Annotated in this window: 14 protein-coding genes; all 14 read right to left on the bottom strand. The window is 68.9% G+C overall.

Annotation, left to right across the window (positions count from 1 at the left end; genetic code table 11):
• The 14 genes from guaA to VHR41_10435 all read right to left on the bottom strand — a co-directional run bounded on the left by guaA (nucleotide 1) and on the right by VHR41_10435 (nucleotide 16,619).
• Nucleotides 1-1,563, bottom strand: coding sequence for a glutamine-hydrolyzing GMP synthase (guaA, locus tag VHR41_10370; protein HEX3234590.1), 1,563 nt, complete (start codon nucleotides 1,561-1,563; stop codon nucleotides 1-3).
• Complete coding sequence (lysA, locus tag VHR41_10375; protein HEX3234591.1) at nucleotides 1,560-2,846, bottom strand: diaminopimelate decarboxylase; 1,287 nt, start codon at nucleotides 2,844-2,846, stop codon at nucleotides 1,560-1,562. The genes guaA and lysA overlap by 4 nt, the downstream gene beginning before the upstream one ends.
• Nucleotides 2,828-4,276: a proline--tRNA ligase gene (gene proS / locus VHR41_10380; protein ID HEX3234592.1), complete on the bottom strand. Its 1,449-nt coding sequence runs from the start codon at nucleotides 4,274-4,276 to the stop codon at nucleotides 2,828-2,830. The genes lysA and proS overlap by 19 nt, the downstream gene beginning before the upstream one ends.
• The gene (hisS, locus tag VHR41_10385; protein HEX3234593.1) at nucleotides 4,269-5,585 is read right to left on the bottom strand and encodes a histidine--tRNA ligase; all 1,317 of its coding nucleotides are present in this window, start codon (nucleotides 5,583-5,585) and stop codon (nucleotides 4,269-4,271) included. Before hisS ends, proS begins: the two co-directional genes overlap by 8 nt.
• Nucleotides 5,586-5,628: 43 nt before the next feature.
• The gene (locus VHR41_10390; GenBank protein HEX3234594.1) at nucleotides 5,629-6,870 is read right to left on the bottom strand and encodes a folylpolyglutamate synthase/dihydrofolate synthase family protein; all 1,242 of its coding nucleotides are present in this window, start codon (nucleotides 6,868-6,870) and stop codon (nucleotides 5,629-5,631) included.
• A gap of 88 nt (nucleotides 6,871-6,958) precedes the next feature.
• Nucleotides 6,959-7,825, bottom strand: coding sequence for an acetyl-CoA carboxylase, carboxyltransferase subunit beta (accD, locus tag VHR41_10395; GenBank protein ID HEX3234595.1), 867 nt, complete (start codon nucleotides 7,823-7,825; stop codon nucleotides 6,959-6,961).
• A gap of 113 nt (nucleotides 7,826-7,938) precedes the next feature.
• The gene (rodA, locus tag VHR41_10400; GenBank protein ID HEX3234596.1) at nucleotides 7,939-9,180 is read right to left on the bottom strand and encodes a rod shape-determining protein RodA; all 1,242 of its coding nucleotides are present in this window, start codon (nucleotides 9,178-9,180) and stop codon (nucleotides 7,939-7,941) included.
• Entirely contained in the window at nucleotides 9,177-11,078 is a 1,902-nt protein-coding gene (gene mrdA, locus VHR41_10405) for a penicillin-binding protein 2 (protein HEX3234597.1), read from the bottom strand. The genes rodA and mrdA overlap by 4 nt, the downstream gene beginning before the upstream one ends.
• Nucleotides 11,075-11,572, bottom strand: coding sequence for a rod shape-determining protein MreD (mreD, locus tag VHR41_10410; protein ID HEX3234598.1), 498 nt, complete (start codon nucleotides 11,570-11,572; stop codon nucleotides 11,075-11,077). Before mreD ends, mrdA begins: the two co-directional genes overlap by 4 nt.
• Nucleotides 11,569-12,633: a rod shape-determining protein MreC gene (gene mreC / locus VHR41_10415; protein HEX3234599.1), complete on the bottom strand. Its 1,065-nt coding sequence runs from the start codon at nucleotides 12,631-12,633 to the stop codon at nucleotides 11,569-11,571. Before mreC ends, mreD begins: the two co-directional genes overlap by 4 nt.
• Nucleotides 12,634-12,635: 2 nt before the next feature.
• Nucleotides 12,636-13,649: a rod shape-determining protein gene (locus VHR41_10420; GenBank protein ID HEX3234600.1), complete on the bottom strand. Its 1,014-nt coding sequence runs from the start codon at nucleotides 13,647-13,649 to the stop codon at nucleotides 12,636-12,638.
• A gap of 111 nt (nucleotides 13,650-13,760) precedes the next feature.
• Nucleotides 13,761-14,222, bottom strand: a complete 462-nt coding sequence (dut, locus tag VHR41_10425; protein ID HEX3234601.1) for a dUTP diphosphatase — start codon at nucleotides 14,220-14,222, stop codon at nucleotides 13,761-13,763.
• Entirely contained in the window at nucleotides 14,219-15,331 is a 1,113-nt protein-coding gene (gene ald, locus VHR41_10430; GenBank protein HEX3234602.1) for an alanine dehydrogenase, read from the bottom strand. The genes dut and ald overlap by 4 nt, the downstream gene beginning before the upstream one ends.
• 31 nt (nucleotides 15,332-15,362) lie before the next feature.
• Complete coding sequence (locus VHR41_10435; GenBank protein HEX3234603.1) at nucleotides 15,363-16,619, bottom strand: pitrilysin family protein; 1,257 nt, start codon at nucleotides 16,617-16,619, stop codon at nucleotides 15,363-15,365.
• Nucleotides 16,620-16,623: the final 4 nt, after the last annotated feature.

Genomic DNA, 16,623 nt, shown 5'->3' on the forward strand with positions numbered 1-16,623 from the left:
TCACTCCCACTCGATCGTCGCCGGCGGCTTCGAGCTCACGTCGTACACCACCCGGTTCACCCCATCCACCTCGTTGGCGATCCGGTTCGACACCCGGGCCAGCACGTCGGGCGGGAACGGAAACCAGTCCGCCGTCATTCCGTCCCGGCTGGTGACCGCCCGCAATGCGATCACCTGGTCGTAGGTGCGGCCGTCGCCCTGCACCCCGACCGAGCGGATCGGGAGCAGCACGGCGAACGCCTGCCAGATGTCGTCGTACAGACCGGCGGCGCGGATCTCCTCGATGTACACCTGGTCGGCCCGCCGGAGGATGGTGAGGTTCTCGGGTGTGACCTCGCCCAGGATCCGGATGGCGAGTCCCGGCCCCGGAAACGGGTGCCGCCCCACCATCTCCTCGGGCAAACCCAGCTCTCGGCCCACCTGGCGCACCTCGTCCTTGAACAGCTCCCTGAGCGGCTCCAGCAATTGAAACGGCAGCCGCTCGGGCAGCCCACCGACGTTGTGATGGGTCTTGATGGTGACCGACGGCCCGCCCAGGGGAGAGAGGGACTCGATCACGTCGGGATACAGCGTCCCCTGCACGAGGAAACCGGCTCCCGGACCCACCGAGCGAGCCTCGCGCTCGAACACGTCGATGAAGGTGTGCCCGATCCGGCGCCGCTTCTCCTCCGGGTCGGTGATCCCGGCCAGCCGCGCCAGGAACTCCGCGCTGGCGTCCACCACCCGGAGATCGATGCCCAAGTGCCGGCGAAAGGTCGACTCCACCTGCTCCCGCTCGTGCATCCGGAGCAGCCCATGGTCCACGAAGATGCAGGTGAGCCGGTCACCCACGGCCCGGTGCACCAGCACGGCCGCGACCGACGAATCGACGCCGCCGGAGAGCCCGCAGATGACCCGCTTGTCGGGGCCGACCAGCTCCGCCACCCGGGCTACCTCGCTCTCCACGAAGTGTCCCGCCGTCCAGTCCGGGGTGCAGCCGCAGACCTCGAACAGGAAGTTGCTGAGGATCTCTCCGCCTCGCGGCGTGTGGGCGACCTCGGGATGGAACTGCACGCCGTAGAGCGGACGTTCCACGTGCTCGATCGCCGCCACCGGCGAATTGCGACTCGACGCCGTGACCCGGTAACCGGGCGGCGCCACGTCCACGTGATCGCCGTGGCTCATCCACACCGGAGTCTCCTCACCCCGGCCGAACCCCTGAAACAGCTTGCCGCCATCGACCGTGACGTTGGCGCGCCCGTACTCGCGCCGGTCGGCCCGCTTGACGTTGCCACCGGAGAGCTGGGCCAGGATCTGCATCCCATAACACAATCCCAGCACCGGCGTACCGAGCTCCAGGAGCTCGGGGTCGGCGGTCGGAACGCTCTCGCCGTAGACCGAGTTCGGGCCGCCTGAGAGAATGATGCCCTTGGGCTTCCACCGGCGGATCCAGTCCACCGTGCGCGACGGCGGATGGATCTCGCAGTAGACGTGCGCCTCCCGCACCCGCCGAGCGATCAACTGGGTGTACTGGGAGCCGAAGTCGATGATCAGGATGCCTTCGTGGTGGGCCGGCACGGTCACGGTACGACCCTCTCCGTCTGAAACAGCTCGTCCACTCGCTCCCGCGGCCGGGCGACCCACCAGCGTCCCCGGTCTACGATCACCTCGGCGGGGCGAGGCCGGCTATTGTAATTGGACGCCATCACGAAACCGTAGGCCCCGGCCCCGAGCACCGCGAGCCGGTCGCCGGCCAACACGCCAGGCAGCTCGCGGTCGAGCGCCAGGAAATCACCCGTTTCACACACCGGGCCCACCACGTCCACCCGCTCCGCGGAGCGCCCGGCGGATTGCAGCTCCACGATCTCATGGTACGCCTGGTAGTGGCTGGGCCGGACCAGGTCGTTCATCCCCGCATCCACCACCACGAACTCCTTGCCTCCCGAGTGCTTCCGGTAGATGACCTCGGTGAGCAGCACGCCGGCACTCCCCACCAGGAAGCGGCCCGGCTCGACGTAGACGGTGTAGCCGCTGGGGCGGAGGAGCGGGACCACCGCGGCGGCGAACTGCTCCGGATCCATGACGCGCTCGTCGGCGTACCGGATGGCGAGCCCACCGCCGATGTCGATGACCCGGAGTGACTCGATACCTGCTGCTCTCACCCCCTCGGCGAGTTGCAGCAGGCGACCGATTCCCTGGCGGAAGGGGAGTGTGTCGGCGAGCTGGCTGCCCAGATGCATCGCCAGCGTGGTGAGCTCGAGCATCGGGTGGCGGGCCACCAGCTCCGCGGCCGCAAGGACTTGGTCGGCCGGGATACCGAACTTGATGCCGCTCTTCCCGGTCGAGATGTAGGGATGGGTGTCGGTGGTGATGTCCGGGTTCACCCGGATCCCGACCGACACCGGGATCCGTTCCTCCGCGGCGATACACGACAGCCGCTCGAGCTCCGCGCGCGACTCCACGTTGAGATGGCCGAGCCGGGCCCGCACTGCGCCGCGGAGCTCCGCATCGGTCTTCCCCACCCCGCTGAAGACGATCCGGTCCGGGGCAAAGCCCGCGGCCAGTGCCCGCGCCATCTCGCCTCCGGAGACGATATCGGCGCCGGCGCCCGCATCCCGCAGCACCCGCAACACGCCGAGCGTGCTGTTGGCCTTGACCGCGAAGCAGATGCGGTGGGGAATGGCCGCCAGGGCCCGATCGAGGACCGCGTAGCGCGAGCGGATGGCGGCGGCATTGTAGACGTACACCGGCGTGCCCACGTCCGCGGCGATCTCGCCCAGCGCCACGCCGCCCAGCCGGAGCGTCCCCTCCTCTCTCGCGAGCCCGGCGTCGGCCAGGAGGTCGGTGGTCAGTACGCTTTCGCCCACACCGCCTCGGTAACGCTGGGGCGACCGCACCACATGCAGCTGGTCGGGGCCACGGCCGAGCGGAACTCCTCGTCCGGCAGGACCCGAATGGTGGCCTTGGTCTTCTCCTTGATCTCGGCCTCGCAGGCCGGGTCGCCGCAGAAGCCGGCGTACACGAAGCCGCCGTTGGCCTCCATGTGAGCCAGGAACTGCGCCTTGGTGGCCCCGCGGATGCTGGCCGCCTCCCGCCGCGCCCGGGCGGTCTCCAGCAGATCGCTCTGCATCCGGTTCATGATCTCGTGCACCTGGGCCGCGATCCCCGCCATCTGCAGGTTCTCTTTCTTCCCCCCGGTCCGCCGGGCGAGCACGACCGCGCTTGCCGCCACGTCCCGCGGACCGACCTCGAGGCGCAGCGGGGCACCGCGTCCCTCCCACTCGTAGTACTTGGCGCCGGGCTTCATCCCGTCGCGGACGTCGAGATGCACCCGGATGCCCGCGCCGGCCAGCTCCTTCCGCATCCGGTCGGAGGCCTCGAGCACGGTGCCGCGCTCCTCATCGGTCCGGTAGATCGGCACGATCACCACCTGGTGCTGCGCCAGCCGCGGCGGGCATACCAGACCGGCGTCGTCACCGTGCGTCATGATGAGCGCTCCCACCAAGCGGGTCGACACGCCCCATGACGTGTTCCAGACGTGGTCCAGCTCGCCGCCCGCGGTCTGGAAGGTCACCTCGAATGCCCGGGCGAAGTTCTGGCCGAGGTTGTGGCTGGTGCCCGCCTGGAGCGCTTTGTTGTCCTGCATCAGCGCTTCGCAGCTGTAGGTGCGGAGCGCGCCCGCGAACCGCTCGCTGTCGGTCTTCCGGCCGGTCACCACCGGCATCGCCATCCACTCTTCCATGAAGGTCCGGTACACCCCCAGCATCCGGAGGGTCTCCTCCTCCGCCTCCGCCTCGGTGGCATGCGCCGTATGGCCCTCCTGCCAGAGGAACTCGGTGGTCCGGAGAAAGAGCCGGGTCCGCATCTCCCAGCGGACCACGTTGGCCCACTGGTTGATCAGCACCGGGAGATCCCGGTAGCTCTGGATCCACTTGGCGTACATCGCGTAGATGATGGTCTCGGAGGTGGGCCGAACCACCAGCGGCTCCTCCAGCTCCTTGCCGCCACCGTGGGTCACCACCGCCGTCTCCGGCGCGAAGCCCTCGACGTGCGCCGCCTCGCGGGAGAGGAAGCTCTGGGGGATGAAGAGTGGGAAGTAGGCGTTCTGGTGCCCGGTGTCTTTGAACATCTGGTCCAGGGCGCGCTGCATCTGCTCCCAGATGGCGTAGCCGTTGGGCCGGATGACCATGCACCCGCGGACCGGACTGTAGTCGGCCAGCTCGGCCCGGGCGATGAGCTCGTTGTACCAGGCGCTGAAATCGGCCGCGCGGGGAGTGAGCGCCTTGTTCTCAGCCATGACGGGGTGCACCGGTGGTCACGTGGGTGAGGAGGTGCGCGACCGCGTCCTGGCGGGATACCGCGCCCTGCGACTTGGAGACCAGGTCCTTGACCATCACCTCGCCGCGGGCGCGGTCGTCCGGACCGATGACAACGGCCAGCCGGGCATTCCGGGCGTCGGCCAGCTTGAGCTGCCGGCCCACCGCCTGGGCGTTGAGCGCGTACTCCACCCGGAGTCCGGCATCCCGAAGGTCGTGGGCCAGGGCCAGGACGTGAGGCAGATCGTCTTCGGTCACTCCGGCGAGAAACGCATCGATGCTCGACACCGTGTCGGGCAACAAGCCGCGATCCCTGAGCAACTCGGTCAGGACCACGTCGCCCATGCCGAAGCCCTGGGCCGGGAGATCGACGCCGGCAAGCGCCTGGAGCAGCGAGTCGTAGCGCCCGCCGCCACAGATGGCACGGAGGCTCCGGCCCGCGTCGAACAGCTCGAAGACGGTACCGGTGTAGTACGCCAGACCGCGCACAATGGTGAGATCGACCTCGAGGAAGTCGGCAAGCCCCATCGCCTCGAGCGCCTGGACCAACCCGCGGAGCGGTGCCGCCGCCGCCTCTCCTCCCGGCGCCGCTGCCAGCGCGGCCTCGACCGCCGGGAGTCCCCTGAGCGCCGCGATCTCGAACACCCGGTCGATCGCCGGGGAGGCAAACCGGGCGGCCTCGAGCTGGGCGGCCAGCGCAGGCCGATCGACCCGCTCGATCTTGTCCACCGCCCCGTAGGCGGTGTCCAGCTGGGCCTCGCTGACGCCCGCGTCGAGCAGCAGTGTGCGCAGCACCCGCCGATCCGACACCCGCACGCGCACGTCCCGAGGGCCCAGCCCGAACGCGCGCATGACATCGACCGCCAGCGCGATGACCTCGGCGTCGCCCAGCGGGCCCGGCTCGCCGATCAGATCGCAGTTGAGCTGGAAGTGCTCTCGAAGCCGCCCCCGTTGTTGCCGCTCGTAGCGGAAGAGCTGGGGGATGGCGAACCACCGGATCGGCTTCTTCATCCCGTTGGCCCGGGCTGCCACCATGCGGGCCAGCGTGGGCGTCATCTCCGGCCGCAAGGCGACTTCGCGTCCGCCCTTGTCGATGAAGTTGTAGAGCTGGCCCACGATCTCATCGCCGCTCTTGGCGGTGTAGAGCTCGAGCGGCTCCAGCGGCGGCCCGTCGTACTCCTCGAAGCCGTAGCGGGCGGCCACGGCGCGCCAGGTGCGGAAGATATGGGAGCGCAATGCGAGATCGGCGGGGTAAAATTCCCGAAATCCCGGCAGGGCCTTGGTTTGCATGGGGGGATTATAGTGACGGCCTCCGCTCCGGGCCATGCCCGTCTCAGCCCACATCGACCCCTCGCGCCGTCATCACGTCGCCCACGGTGTGGAACGAGCCGGTGACCAGCACGGTGCCCGCGGATTCCTCCACTTTATGCAGCGCTTCCCCGAAATCGGGCACCAACGTCCAGGCCGCCCGGGCCGGCGGCCGCCCGCGATCGCGCAGCCAGCGCTGGAGCCATTGCGTGTTCCACCCCCGGCCGGCGGCGCTGGGCGCGACGGTGAGAATGCCGCGGTCGATCACCCGATCGAGCTGGACCAGCATCTCGGGCCATTCCTTGTCGCCCAGAATGGAGACCAGGGCGTGCAGCGGCCGCGGTGGCCGGATGACCTCGAGCGCCGCGATCAACGCCCGGATCCCGTCCGGATTGTGGGCCACGTCGAACAGCCACTTCCCGTAGCGGTCGAGCCGGCCGGGAACCCGGGCGGACTCGAAGCCACGCTCCACCGCCTCCATCGGCGGGCGGTACCTCGCGGGGAGCGCCATCAGGACGGCGTGGGCCACTCCCGCGTTCCGCCGCTGGTGCGGCCCCACCAGGCTCAGCGGGCCGGTCCACTCGTAGTCGGGAGGCAGCACCCGGATGTCGGCCGGCGCGGCGGGATCGATCCGCGCCACCGCCCGCCTGGCCTCACGCCGCAGTACCTCGACCAGGGCCGGGTCTCGCTCCCCGATGATGAACGGCGCGCCCGGCTTGGCGATCCCCGCCTTCTCGCAGGCGATCTTTTCCAGCGTGTCGCCCAGGTACTTCATGTGGTCCCGCTCGATCTTGGTCAGCGCGCTCACCAGCGGCCGGAGCACGTTGGTGCTGTCGAGCCGTCCGCCGAGCCCGACCTCGGCCACGACGATGTCCACGCCCCTGGCCGCGAAGTCGGCGAAGGCGATGGCGGTGCTGGCCTCGAAGAAGGTGGCCTTCCGCTCCAGGATGAGCGGGCGCAGGCAGTCGGTCCACATCGCGACCGCGGCCTCGCTGATCGGCACCCCGTTCACCCGGATCCGCTCCCGGAACGAGACCAGGTGGGGCGAGGTGAAGAGCCCGACCCGGTACCCGGCCTCCTGCAGGGCGGACGCCACCAGGGTGGACACGCTCCCCTTCCCATTGGTCCCGCCGACGTGGATGACCGCGGTCTGGTCCTGGGGCCGCCCGAGGTGGTCGAGCAACGCACGGGTGCTGGCCAGACCGAATTTGATGCTGGTGGTCCGGGGAAAGAGGAACTCGAGCGCTTGGTCGTAGGTCAGCGGCATTCTGGCTCGTCGGGACGCGCGGGCACCAATAACGACGACGCCCCACCCGGTGCCGGAGTGGGGCGTCGGAGCCATTCGGCCGCTCCCGTCAGCTCAACTCGGCATGCTCGATGTGGGGCCGCTGTCCTTGCATGTGCCGCAGCAGGCGCGCCGTGGTGTCTCTGAGGGAGGCGCGGGGGACGACGTCGTCGATCTGCCCATGCTCCAGCAGGAACTCCGCGGTCTGGAACCCCTCGGGCAGGTCCTGGCCGATCGTCTGCTTGATGACCCGCTGCCCGGCAAACCCGATCAGCGCGCCCGGCTCCGCCAGCACCACGTCGCCCTGCATGGCGAAGGAGGCGGAGACGCCGCCGGTGGTCGGATCGGTGAGGATCGAGATGTGGGGGATGCCGTCGCGGTGGAGCTGGGCGATGGCGGCGGAGGTCTTGGCCATCTGCATCAGGGAGAGCACGCCTTCCTGCATTCGGGCGCCGCCGGAGGCGGAGACGATCACCAGTGGGAGCTTCTTTTCCTGGGACCGCCGGGTAAGTCGGGTAATCTTCTCCCCGACCACCGACCCCATCGATCCGCCCATGAAGCTGAAATTCATGACCCCGAGATTGATGGGCAGGCCATCCAGGCGGGCCGTGCCGGTGTAGATGGCGTCCGCCTCCCCGCCCTTCTTGCGGGCGGCCGACAGCCGGTCGTCGTAACTCTCGAATTTCAGGGGATCGGCCGAACGGAGACCGCCGTACAGCTCGCGCCAGGTGCCCGGATCGGTGAGCAGCTCGACGTACTCTTCGGCGTTGATCCGCCGGTGTCGGCCGCACTCCGGACACACGTTGTGCGCCTTCTCGAACTTCTCGCGGATGTCGATGTGGCCGCAGGCGTCGCACTTTTCCCACGCGTCCGGCGGAATCTCGAGCCGCTCGCGCTGGGACGTCCGGGGCTTCCGTTCCTTCTTAAACCATGCCATCACAGCCATAGGATATGGGTGTCGCCGGTGGTGAAGGAAAGGCCGGGATTCGGACAGCCTGCAATTTCGGGGGTCCGGCGGTCAAACGCCAGACCCCCAATTCTAAGTGGTTGCTAGATATCAGGATAGCCTGACTGCCTCGAGTCCCAGGCCACCCGGAAAGCGAGTCCGAGACAGAGTGCGCAGATGATGAAGAAGGAGCCGCCGTAAGAGAAGAACGGCAGCGGAATGCCGGTGATCGGCATGAGGTTCACCGTCATGCCGACGTTCTCGAAGACGTGGGTGAACAAGAGGCCGAGGATACCGAACGTCACCAGGCTGCTGAACGGATCGGTGGCCCGGCGGGCGATCCGCAGCAGTGTCAGAAAGAGCGCCAGGAAGAGTCCCAGCGCGAGCATGACCCCGACGAATCCCAGCTCCTCCCCCACCACGGGAAACACGAAGTCGGTGTGCTGCTCCGGCAGGAACGCCAGCCGCTTCTGTGGCCCCTGGGTGTACCCGGTCCCGAACCAGCCGCCCGATCCGATGGCGACCCGCGATTGGATGGCGTGATATCCGGCGGCACGGGGATCGGCCTCCGGGTTGAGAAAGGTCAGCAGCCGGTTCTGCTGGTAGGGCGCCAGCCGCTGCCAGAGCGGCAGCGCGATGGCCCCCATGGCCACATTGGCGAACCAGGCCATCAGCGCGTCATAGATGTACGGACGCCAGAGCACCAGCAGGGTGGTGAAGCACACGACCCATGCGCCCCAGGCCCAGTTGTTGAACGCCAGCAGCAGGCTCAGGCCGGGCGATGCGATCATGAATAGGAGCCGAGGCCGCACGCCTGACCAGAACAGCATCGCGAAGGCGATCCCGATGAACACGATGGCGCTGCCCAGGTCCGGCTGCTTGAGCACCAGCAGGAAGGGGATGCCAACGATAATGCCGGGTCCCAGCAGGTCGCGCAGGGACCGGGGCGGCTCCTTCCGGCTCGACAGGTACCGCGCCAGCATCAGCACCGTGGCCACTTTGGCGAACTCCGACGGCTGGCCAATCTGATGACCGCCGATGGAGAGCCAGCTGTGGCTGCTCAAGGCAGTGCCGGCGCCGGTGCCGACCGCCAGCACGACCACCAACAGCAGCAGGCTGAAGAGGTAGAGCGCGGGCGCCAGCCATTCCAGCAGGCGCGGGGACAGGTGGAAGACGACCGACCCAGCGACAATACCGATGCCGAACCAGAGGAACTGGTGATACCACACCCCTGCGGCATGGGTGGGCACGTCGGTCTGCCCGGCCGAGTAGAGGGTGAGGAGGCCATACGCCATGAGCGCCAGGCTGACCCCAAGCAGCCGCCGATCGACTTCCGCCAGCCTCATGGGCGGTCTCCCGGTGGCGTGGTGTCCGGCGCCGGGCGCACCAAATCCGAATCGGCCACGGCGGCCGGCGTGAGCGCGGTGCCCCCATCTTCCGGAATCGAGATCTGCACCGAGTCGGCCGCGCCGCTGGGCTCGGGACCGAGGACATAGCGCCGGAGCGCCAGATACACGTTCCGCACTACCAGGGGATCGTGCAGTCCGACGTTCTCCATGATCCCGCCAACCACCAGCGCCGGGTGGTCTGCCGGCGCCATGGCGATGAACCACCGGTGGTCCAGCCCATGGGGGTTCTGCGCGGTGCCCGTCTTGCCCGCGATCTGGAGCACACGGGTCTTCGAGCCCGGCGTGGCATTGATGATGGCGGAGGCCGTGCCGCGCTCCGCCACTGCGGTCAATGCCCGCCGGAGCCCGAGCACCTGGGCCTCGGTGAGCCCGAAGCCGTACGAGGGCGCCTTCCTGTCCCGCTGAACTACGAACGGCTCCACCGATTCGCCGCCCCCGGCCAACCCCTCGTAGAAGCGAACCATGTTGATCAACGTCTGGGTATTCTCGCCCTGGCCGATCGAGAAGTTGAGCGTCGTCGCGGGCGGGCTCCAGTTCCGGGGTCCGTAGAGTCGGTCGAAGTACGCGGTGGTGGCCGGGAAGATCGGGCTCTGCTCGCTCGGCAGGTCGACGCCGCTCCGGTCGCGAAATCCCATCAGGACGCCGTCGCGGAGAATGGCGTCGAGGCCCAGGCGGAGACCCAGCTGGTAGAAGTAGACGTCACAGCTCGCGGCGACCGCTCCGACCAGGTCGAGCGAGCCGTGGCCTTCCTTCTTCCAGCACCGGAAGTAGCGGTTGCCCAGCTGCATCCCGCCCGAGCAGGGGAGCGGCATGTGGCTGTCGAACCCGATGATTCCACGCTTCAGCGCCATCGCCGCGATGGCCAGCTTGAAGGGTGATGCAGGCGGGTACCGTCCGATCATGGCGCGGTTGAGCAGGGGGCGCGCCGAGTCCCCGTTGAGGGACCGCCAGAGCGCCGTCGTGATACCACCCACGAACGCGTTGGGATCATACGAGGGCGCCGAATACAGCGCACGGACCTCGCCGGCCGGCGTCATCGCCACCATCGCGCCGCGGACGCCCGGGGGCCAGATGCTGTCGATGTAGCGCTGCAGATCGAGATCGATGGTGGTTCGGATCGGCTTGCCGGGAGTGGGGGGAAGTATGGCCGTCGCGGCCTCCTCCCGTACCAGGCGCCCGCGCGCGTTGACCTCGATGTAGCGCACACCCTCGGCTCCGCGCAGGGTATCGTCATACTGGCGCTCAAGGCCCGCCTTGCCCACGATGGAGCCGAGCCCCGCGCCCGGATAGCGATTGGCACCGAGGTCGCTCTCGGTGACCTCCGACACGTAGCCGACCAGGTGCGCCACGGCCTTCCCGGCGGCGTAGAGGCGCTTCGGCTCGGCCTGGATCACCAGGCCGGGCAGGACCGCACGATGTTCTTCGAGCCGGGCAATGGTCTCGAACGTGGCATCACCGAAGACGACCACCGGCTGGTAGCGCGCCGCCGCAAACCGGCGAAGAACCTCGTTGCTCTGCGCGGTGTCGAGCGGCACGAACCGCCCGATCCGCACCAGCACGGCATGCAGCGAGTCCCGGCTGGGTGCCAGCAGCTTGACCGAATAGCCAGGGACGTTCTCGGCGATGATTCGTCCGACTCGGTCGAGGATCGCGCCCCGGGGTGGGGTGAGCGGGATGGGGCGCAATCGGTTGGTTTCTGCCTTGAGCTGGAACTTGTCGTGCTGGATCACCTGGGTCCGGAAGAAGGCGCCGGAAAGCACCAGGAAGGCGCCGACCAGGATCCAGCGCGCCACGTCGGCGCGCTCCCGCACCCGATAGGAATCGAATCCGTTCATGCGTCGAGCCGGATAGAGAACCACTCGCGAAACGCCACCAGGACCAGCAGCGCGAAGAGCGCTGTGGTGAGCGCCTCGAGTGGACTATAGAGGGTGAGCTCCGCCAGCACGGAGCGCTCGCCGCCCCCGCTCGCCACCATCACCAGCAGGTCGCGGACCCAGAGCCCCACCGCCACGAAGGCGGCATTGACGATCGGATTCTCCGCGAAGAACACCGACCGTCCCCAGGATGCGAGATAGCCCACCACGGTGTGCGCCAGCATCCCGGCGCCGAAGTGCACCGGGGTCAGCGCGTCCGTGGCCAGCCCGACCAGAAAGCCGGCCACGGCGCCCGCGCCAGGGCTGCTCCGCATCGCGAACAACATCAGGCCGATGAACATGAAATCGGGACTGACGCGCGCGCCCCAGAGTCGCGGGCGCAGATAGAAGTGCAGCACCAGCAGCAACAGCAGCACCACCGCGAGCTGCACGCGGCTGGCCCGCGCGGGCATCATCGGGCCGAGTCCTTCGGGGCGGGCGGGGCCGCCGCGGGGGCGGGTCTCGGCCGCGTCACGGAGTCGGGGCGGACTGCGGGCCGGGGAACCTTGGGCCGGGTGCTATCCCGGCTCGCCGCGGCCACCGAGTCGGCCCGGTGCGCCTTGGCCTCCCGCGCCGCCTGCGCCAGGGAATCGGCCTGGCGCACCCGCGCGATCGAATCCAGCCGTTGCGCCTCCAATGCCGAATCGCTCGGAAAGGCGGCCGCGAGATCCCGGCTGGACGAGGACACCAGCACCAGGACGTGGGCCGCGGAGCCCGGATTCGCGCTCGGGAGCAGCCGGTAGACCCGCTCCCATCCGGCCTGCTCGCGGATCAGGCCGGTGACCGTGCCCACCGGAATCCCCTTGGGATACACGCCGCCCAGACCCGACGACAGCACCAGCGTGCCCAGCGGCACCGAGTCCCGGTAGGCCACGCCGCGAAACTCGAGAGAGCCCTCGGGATCCGTGGCCGAGCTCGCCGGCGCCACCACCCCCGCGGCGTTGCCCCGGACGGTGAAGGCGCTCACCCGAAACTCCGGATGGGCCCAGGTCATCACCACGCTGGTCCGGCGGCCGACGGTGAGGAGAACGCCGATCAGCCCCTCCGGCGCCACCACCGGGTCGAACACCGAGACGCCCTGCGCCGAGCCCACGCTGAGCAGCAGCGTGCGGCCGTCGGTGGCCTGTGCCTGGTGCAGCACCTCGGCGGCCACGTAGCGGTTCGACAGCCGATGGCCGAGCGTGAGGAGCTGGCGGAGGCGCTCGTTCTCGGCCAGCAGCGAGGGGATGCCCTGGGCCAGGTAGCTGGTGGAGTCACGCTGGGCGGTGATGGCGCGGAGGCGAACCCGACTGGTCCGTCCCTCCTCGGCCCGCGCCTGAAGCCAGACCAGCGGCACGAGCACGGTCTCACGCAGCGAATCGGCCATCCCCAAGCCCCAGGTCGCCGGGGAGAGGAGCGCCACCAGCGACAGTCCCACGCAGGCGAGGAACAACACCGTGTCCCGGCGGGTATACGAGCGTTCCGACGCGCTGGCCATGCTTAGAGGGAGAGAACGCTGCGGTATTTCTCGTAGTCGTCGAGGATCCGGCCCGTGCCCCGCACCACGCAGGTGAGCGGGTCTTCGTCCACATGGATCGGCAGCCCGGTCTCCTGGGCCAGCAGGATGTCGAGGCCGCGGATCAGCGCGCCCCCGCCGGTCATCACGATGCCGCGATCCACGATGTCGCTGGCGAGCTCGGGCGGGGTGATCTCCAGAGCCCGGCGGACGGCGTCCACGATCTGCTGGATCGGCTCCTGCACCGCTTCCCGGATCTCGGTGGAGTGCACCCGCACGGTCTTGGGGATGCCGGAGACGAGGTCGCGTCCCTTGACCTCCATCTCCCGCTCGTCGCCCGTGGGCGCGGCCGAGCCGATCTTGATCTTGATCGCTTCGGCGGTCGGCTCGCCCACCAGCAGGTTGTAGTTCTTCCGCATGAACTGGACGATGGCCTGGTCCAGCTCGTCGCCGCCGGTCCGGATCGACGTGTCGGAGACGATGCCCGACAGGGCGATGACCGCGATCTCGGTGGTGCCCCCGCCGATGTCGATCACCATGTTGCCGGTGGGCGTCTCCACCGGCAGCCCCACCCCGATCGCGGCGGCCATCGGCTCCGCCACCATCAGCACCTGCTTGGCGCCCGCGGTCTCGGCCGAGTCGCGGACGGCGCGGCGCTCGACTTCGGTGATCCCGGAGGGCACGCAGACGATGACCTTGGGCTTCACCCGGAAGACGTGCTTGTCGATGATCGTCTTCAGGAAGTAGCGCAACATCTTCTCGGTGACGTCGAAGTCGGCGATCACGCCGTCCTTGAGCGGACGCACCGCGAGGATCCCGTCGGGCGTGCGGCCCAGCATCCGCTTGGCCTCGAGTCCGATGCCCTTGATCTTGCCAGTCACCTTCTCGATGGCCACCACGCTGGGCTCGTTGAGCACGATGCCCTCGCCCTTGACGTAGATGAGCGTGTTGGCCGTGCCCAGATCCACCGCGATTTCATTCGCGGGGAGCCAGGACATCACGTTCCATGACGGGAATTTCATCCGGTGGCCGCTGAGGGCATGGCTGTCAAGGTAAATGGGGGCTCCGATCTGGGGAAGCCGCGGTTATCGTCATCGTCGAGCACGTCGTTAGTGTCCGCTGCTGCCGAACCCGCCTTCGCCGCGGCCCGATTCGGGCAGCCGCTCCACCGGCCGGAAGCTCACCCGCTCCACCCGCGCCACGACCATCTGCGCGATCCGCATGCCCCGGGTGATCTCGACGCGATCGGCGCCCAGGTTGACCAGCATGATCATGAGCTCGCCGCGATAGTCGCTGTCGATCGTCGCAGGCGTGTTGGGAAGGGTGATGCCGTGCCGGAGCGCCAACCCGGATCGGGGGCGGATCTGGCATTCATATCCCTCGGGGACCGCGATGGCGAAGCCGGTCCGGAACAGCTTCCGCTCCATCGGCGCCAGCGACCCGTCTTCGGCGCTGGCCACGTCGTACCCGGCCGAGCCGGGGGTGGCCAGGCTCGGCAGCGGCAGGCCCTCGCCGTGAGGCAGCCGGCTCAGCAGGACTTCGATCGTGCTCGAGGCGGGCGCCCCGCTCACAGGATGCCGGCGACGTCTGCCAGGGGCAGCCGGAAGGCTTCGGCCACGCCCGGATAGACCACCTTGCCCTCGACCACGTTGAGGCCCAGCCCGAGTGCGCGGTCCGCCTTGCACGCCGCACGCCAACCCTGCTTGGCGAGCTTAAGTCCATATGGCAGCGTGGCATTGGTCAGGGCGAGGGTGGAGGTCCGGGGGACGCCCCCGGGCATATTGGCAACCGCGTAGTGCAGAATACCGTCGACGAAGTAGGTGGGATTCTCGTGGGTGGTCGGCTTGATCGTCTCGACGCAGCCCCCCTGATCGACCGCCACGTCCACGATGACCGTGCCCGGTTTCATGCTCTTGAGGTCGGCTCGCTTGACCAGGTGGGGCGCCTTGGCACCGGGCAGGAGCACCGCGCCGATCACCAGGTCGGCCCGGCGGATCGCCTCCAGGATGTTGTGCCGGTTGGAGTAGGTGGTGTCCACGTTGGCCGGGAGCACGTCGTCCAGATAGCGCAGCCGGTCGAGCGAGATGTCCAGGATGGTCACGTGCGCGCCCAGCCCGGCCGCCATCTTGGCCGCGTTGATCCCCACCACGCCCCCACCGATGATGACGACCTCGCCCGGCGCCACGCCGGGCACGCCGCCCAGCAGGATGCCGCTGCCCCCGAACACCTTCTCCAGATACTTGGCGCCGTCCTGCACCGCCATCCGTCCGGCGACCTCGGACATCGGCGTGAGCAGGGGCAGCTCGCCACTGGGGAGCTGCACCGTCTCGTAGGCGATGGCCACGGCGCCCGAGTCGATGACCGCCCGGGTGAGCTCCTCCGCGGCGGCGAAGTGGAAGTAGGTGTAGATCAGCTGTCCCCGGCGCATGCGAGGCCACTCCGGCGCGATCGGCTCCTTCACCTTCATGATCATCTCGGACCGCTGCCAGACCTCATCGGGGGTGGCGAGGATCGCGGCACCGGCCGCTTGGTAGCTGGCGTCGGGGAAGCCGCTTCCCACTCCGGCTCCGGCCTCGATCACCACGGTGTGCCCCGCCGCCACCAGCGCCTCCGCGCCCGCCGGCACCAGGGCGACGCGGTTCTCATTGGTCTTGATCTCTTTGGGAACCCCGATCAGCATCGATGCTCCTCGGATTCGGTTATGAGTCTCCTCACCCCTGTGGCCCCAGCCGGACGACCGTCTGCCGGTCGGCGGCAAAGAACTCCGCCGCCACCGCGGCGATCTCCTCGCTGGTGACCGCGTCGATCTCCGCCAGCATGGCGTCCAGCGGGCGGTACTGGTCATCGTGCAGGACGAACCCGGCCAGGCGCCCCATCCGCGCGGCGGGGCTCTCCAGCGAGAGCATGATCTGCCCTTTGAGCTGCTGCTTGCCGTCGGCAAGCTCGGCCGGCGGCAGTCCTTCGCGGGCCAGTTGGTCGTACTCCGCCCGGATCGCCTCTACGGCCTGGTCGGCGGTGGACGGCTGGGTGCCCACGTAGACGCCCAGCTGGCCCGACGCCTGGTAGAAGTGCTTGAAGGCGAAGATGGCGTAGGCCAGGCCCAGCTCCTCACGTACCCGCTGGAAGAGCCGGCTCGACATGCCTCCGCCGAACACATTGGTCAGGATGGCCAGGGCAAAGCGGCGCGGGTCGTTCAGCGGAAAGGTGTCCGTCCCGAAGACGATGTGCGTCTGCGCCGTGTCCCGCTCCTCCCGGTGCCCGCACCCCCGGCGCGCAGGGGTCGCCGCGACCGGAGGACGCGCCCGCTCCAGCCGGCTCCCTTCGAACCAGCCTTCCCGCTCGAGCACGGTGAGGAGCAGGTCATGCTCCAGATTGCCGGCCGCCGCGATGATGCAGTTGCCCCGGTTGTAGCCGGCCTCGTGCAGCACCCGGAGATCCGCGGCGGAGAGCCCGCTCAGCGTGTCGGGCGTCCCCAGGATCGAGTAGCCGTACGGATGCTCGGGCCAGAGCGCGGCGGAGTGGAGCTCGAAGACCAGATCGTCGGGCGTGTCGGCCACGCCGTTGATCTCTTCCAGGATGACGTTGCGCTCGGGCTCGAGATCGCTCTCCCGCAGGAGCGGATGCCGCACGAGGTCGGTCAGGATCTCGACCGCCAGGGGGAGATCGGCGTCGAGGATGTGCCCCTGGTAGCTGGTATAGTCCCGGCCGGTGAACGCGTCGAGCCCGCCGCCACGGACCTCTAGCTCCATGGCAAGCTGCTTGGCGCTGCGCCGCTCGGTGCCTTTGAACACCATGTGCTCGAGCAGATGGGAGATCCCCATCTGCTCCCGGCGCTCGTGGGCGCTGGCGGTGCGCACGTAGATGCCGACGGCTGCCGAGCGGACGCCCGGCAGCTTCTCGGTGAGGATGATCATCCCGTTCGGCGCCGTGGTCCGGAGCAGCCCTTCGTCGAGGCGAACCGTATCCACGTTG

It is taken from the genome of Gemmatimonadales bacterium, from assembly GCA_036265815.1.
Classification (GTDB): domain Bacteria; phylum Gemmatimonadota; class Gemmatimonadetes; order Gemmatimonadales; family GWC2-71-9; genus CAVVWJ01.

Excerpts from the sequence above, each read along its gene's own strand:
- proS (HEX3234592.1), bottom strand. The coding sequence starts at position 4,276 with ATGGCTGAGAACAAGGCGCTCACTCCCCGCGCGGCCGATTTCAGCGCC.
- hisS (HEX3234593.1), bottom strand. The coding sequence starts at position 5,585 with ATGCAAACCAAGGCCCTGCCGGGATTTCGGGAATTTTACCCCGCCGAT.
- VHR41_10390 (HEX3234594.1), bottom strand. The coding sequence starts at position 6,870 with ATGCCGCTGACCTACGACCAAGCGCTCGAGTTCCTCTTTCCCCGGACC.
- accD (HEX3234595.1), bottom strand. The coding sequence starts at position 7,825 with ATGGCATGGTTTAAGAAGGAACGGAAGCCCCGGACGTCCCAGCGCGAG.
- rodA (HEX3234596.1), bottom strand. The coding sequence starts at position 9,180 with ATGAGGCTGGCGGAAGTCGATCGGCGGCTGCTTGGGGTCAGCCTGGCG.
- mrdA (HEX3234597.1), bottom strand. The coding sequence starts at position 11,078 with ATGAACGGATTCGATTCCTATCGGGTGCGGGAGCGCGCCGACGTGGCG.
- mreD (HEX3234598.1), bottom strand. The coding sequence starts at position 11,572 with ATGATGCCCGCGCGGGCCAGCCGCGTGCAGCTCGCGGTGGTGCTGCTG.
- mreC (HEX3234599.1), bottom strand. The coding sequence starts at position 12,633 with ATGGCCAGCGCGTCGGAACGCTCGTATACCCGCCGGGACACGGTGTTG.
- VHR41_10420 (HEX3234600.1), bottom strand. The coding sequence starts at position 13,649 with ATGTCCTGGCTCCCCGCGAATGAAATCGCGGTGGATCTGGGCACGGCC.
- ald (HEX3234602.1), bottom strand. The coding sequence starts at position 15,331 with ATGCTGATCGGGGTTCCCAAAGAGATCAAGACCAATGAGAACCGCGTC.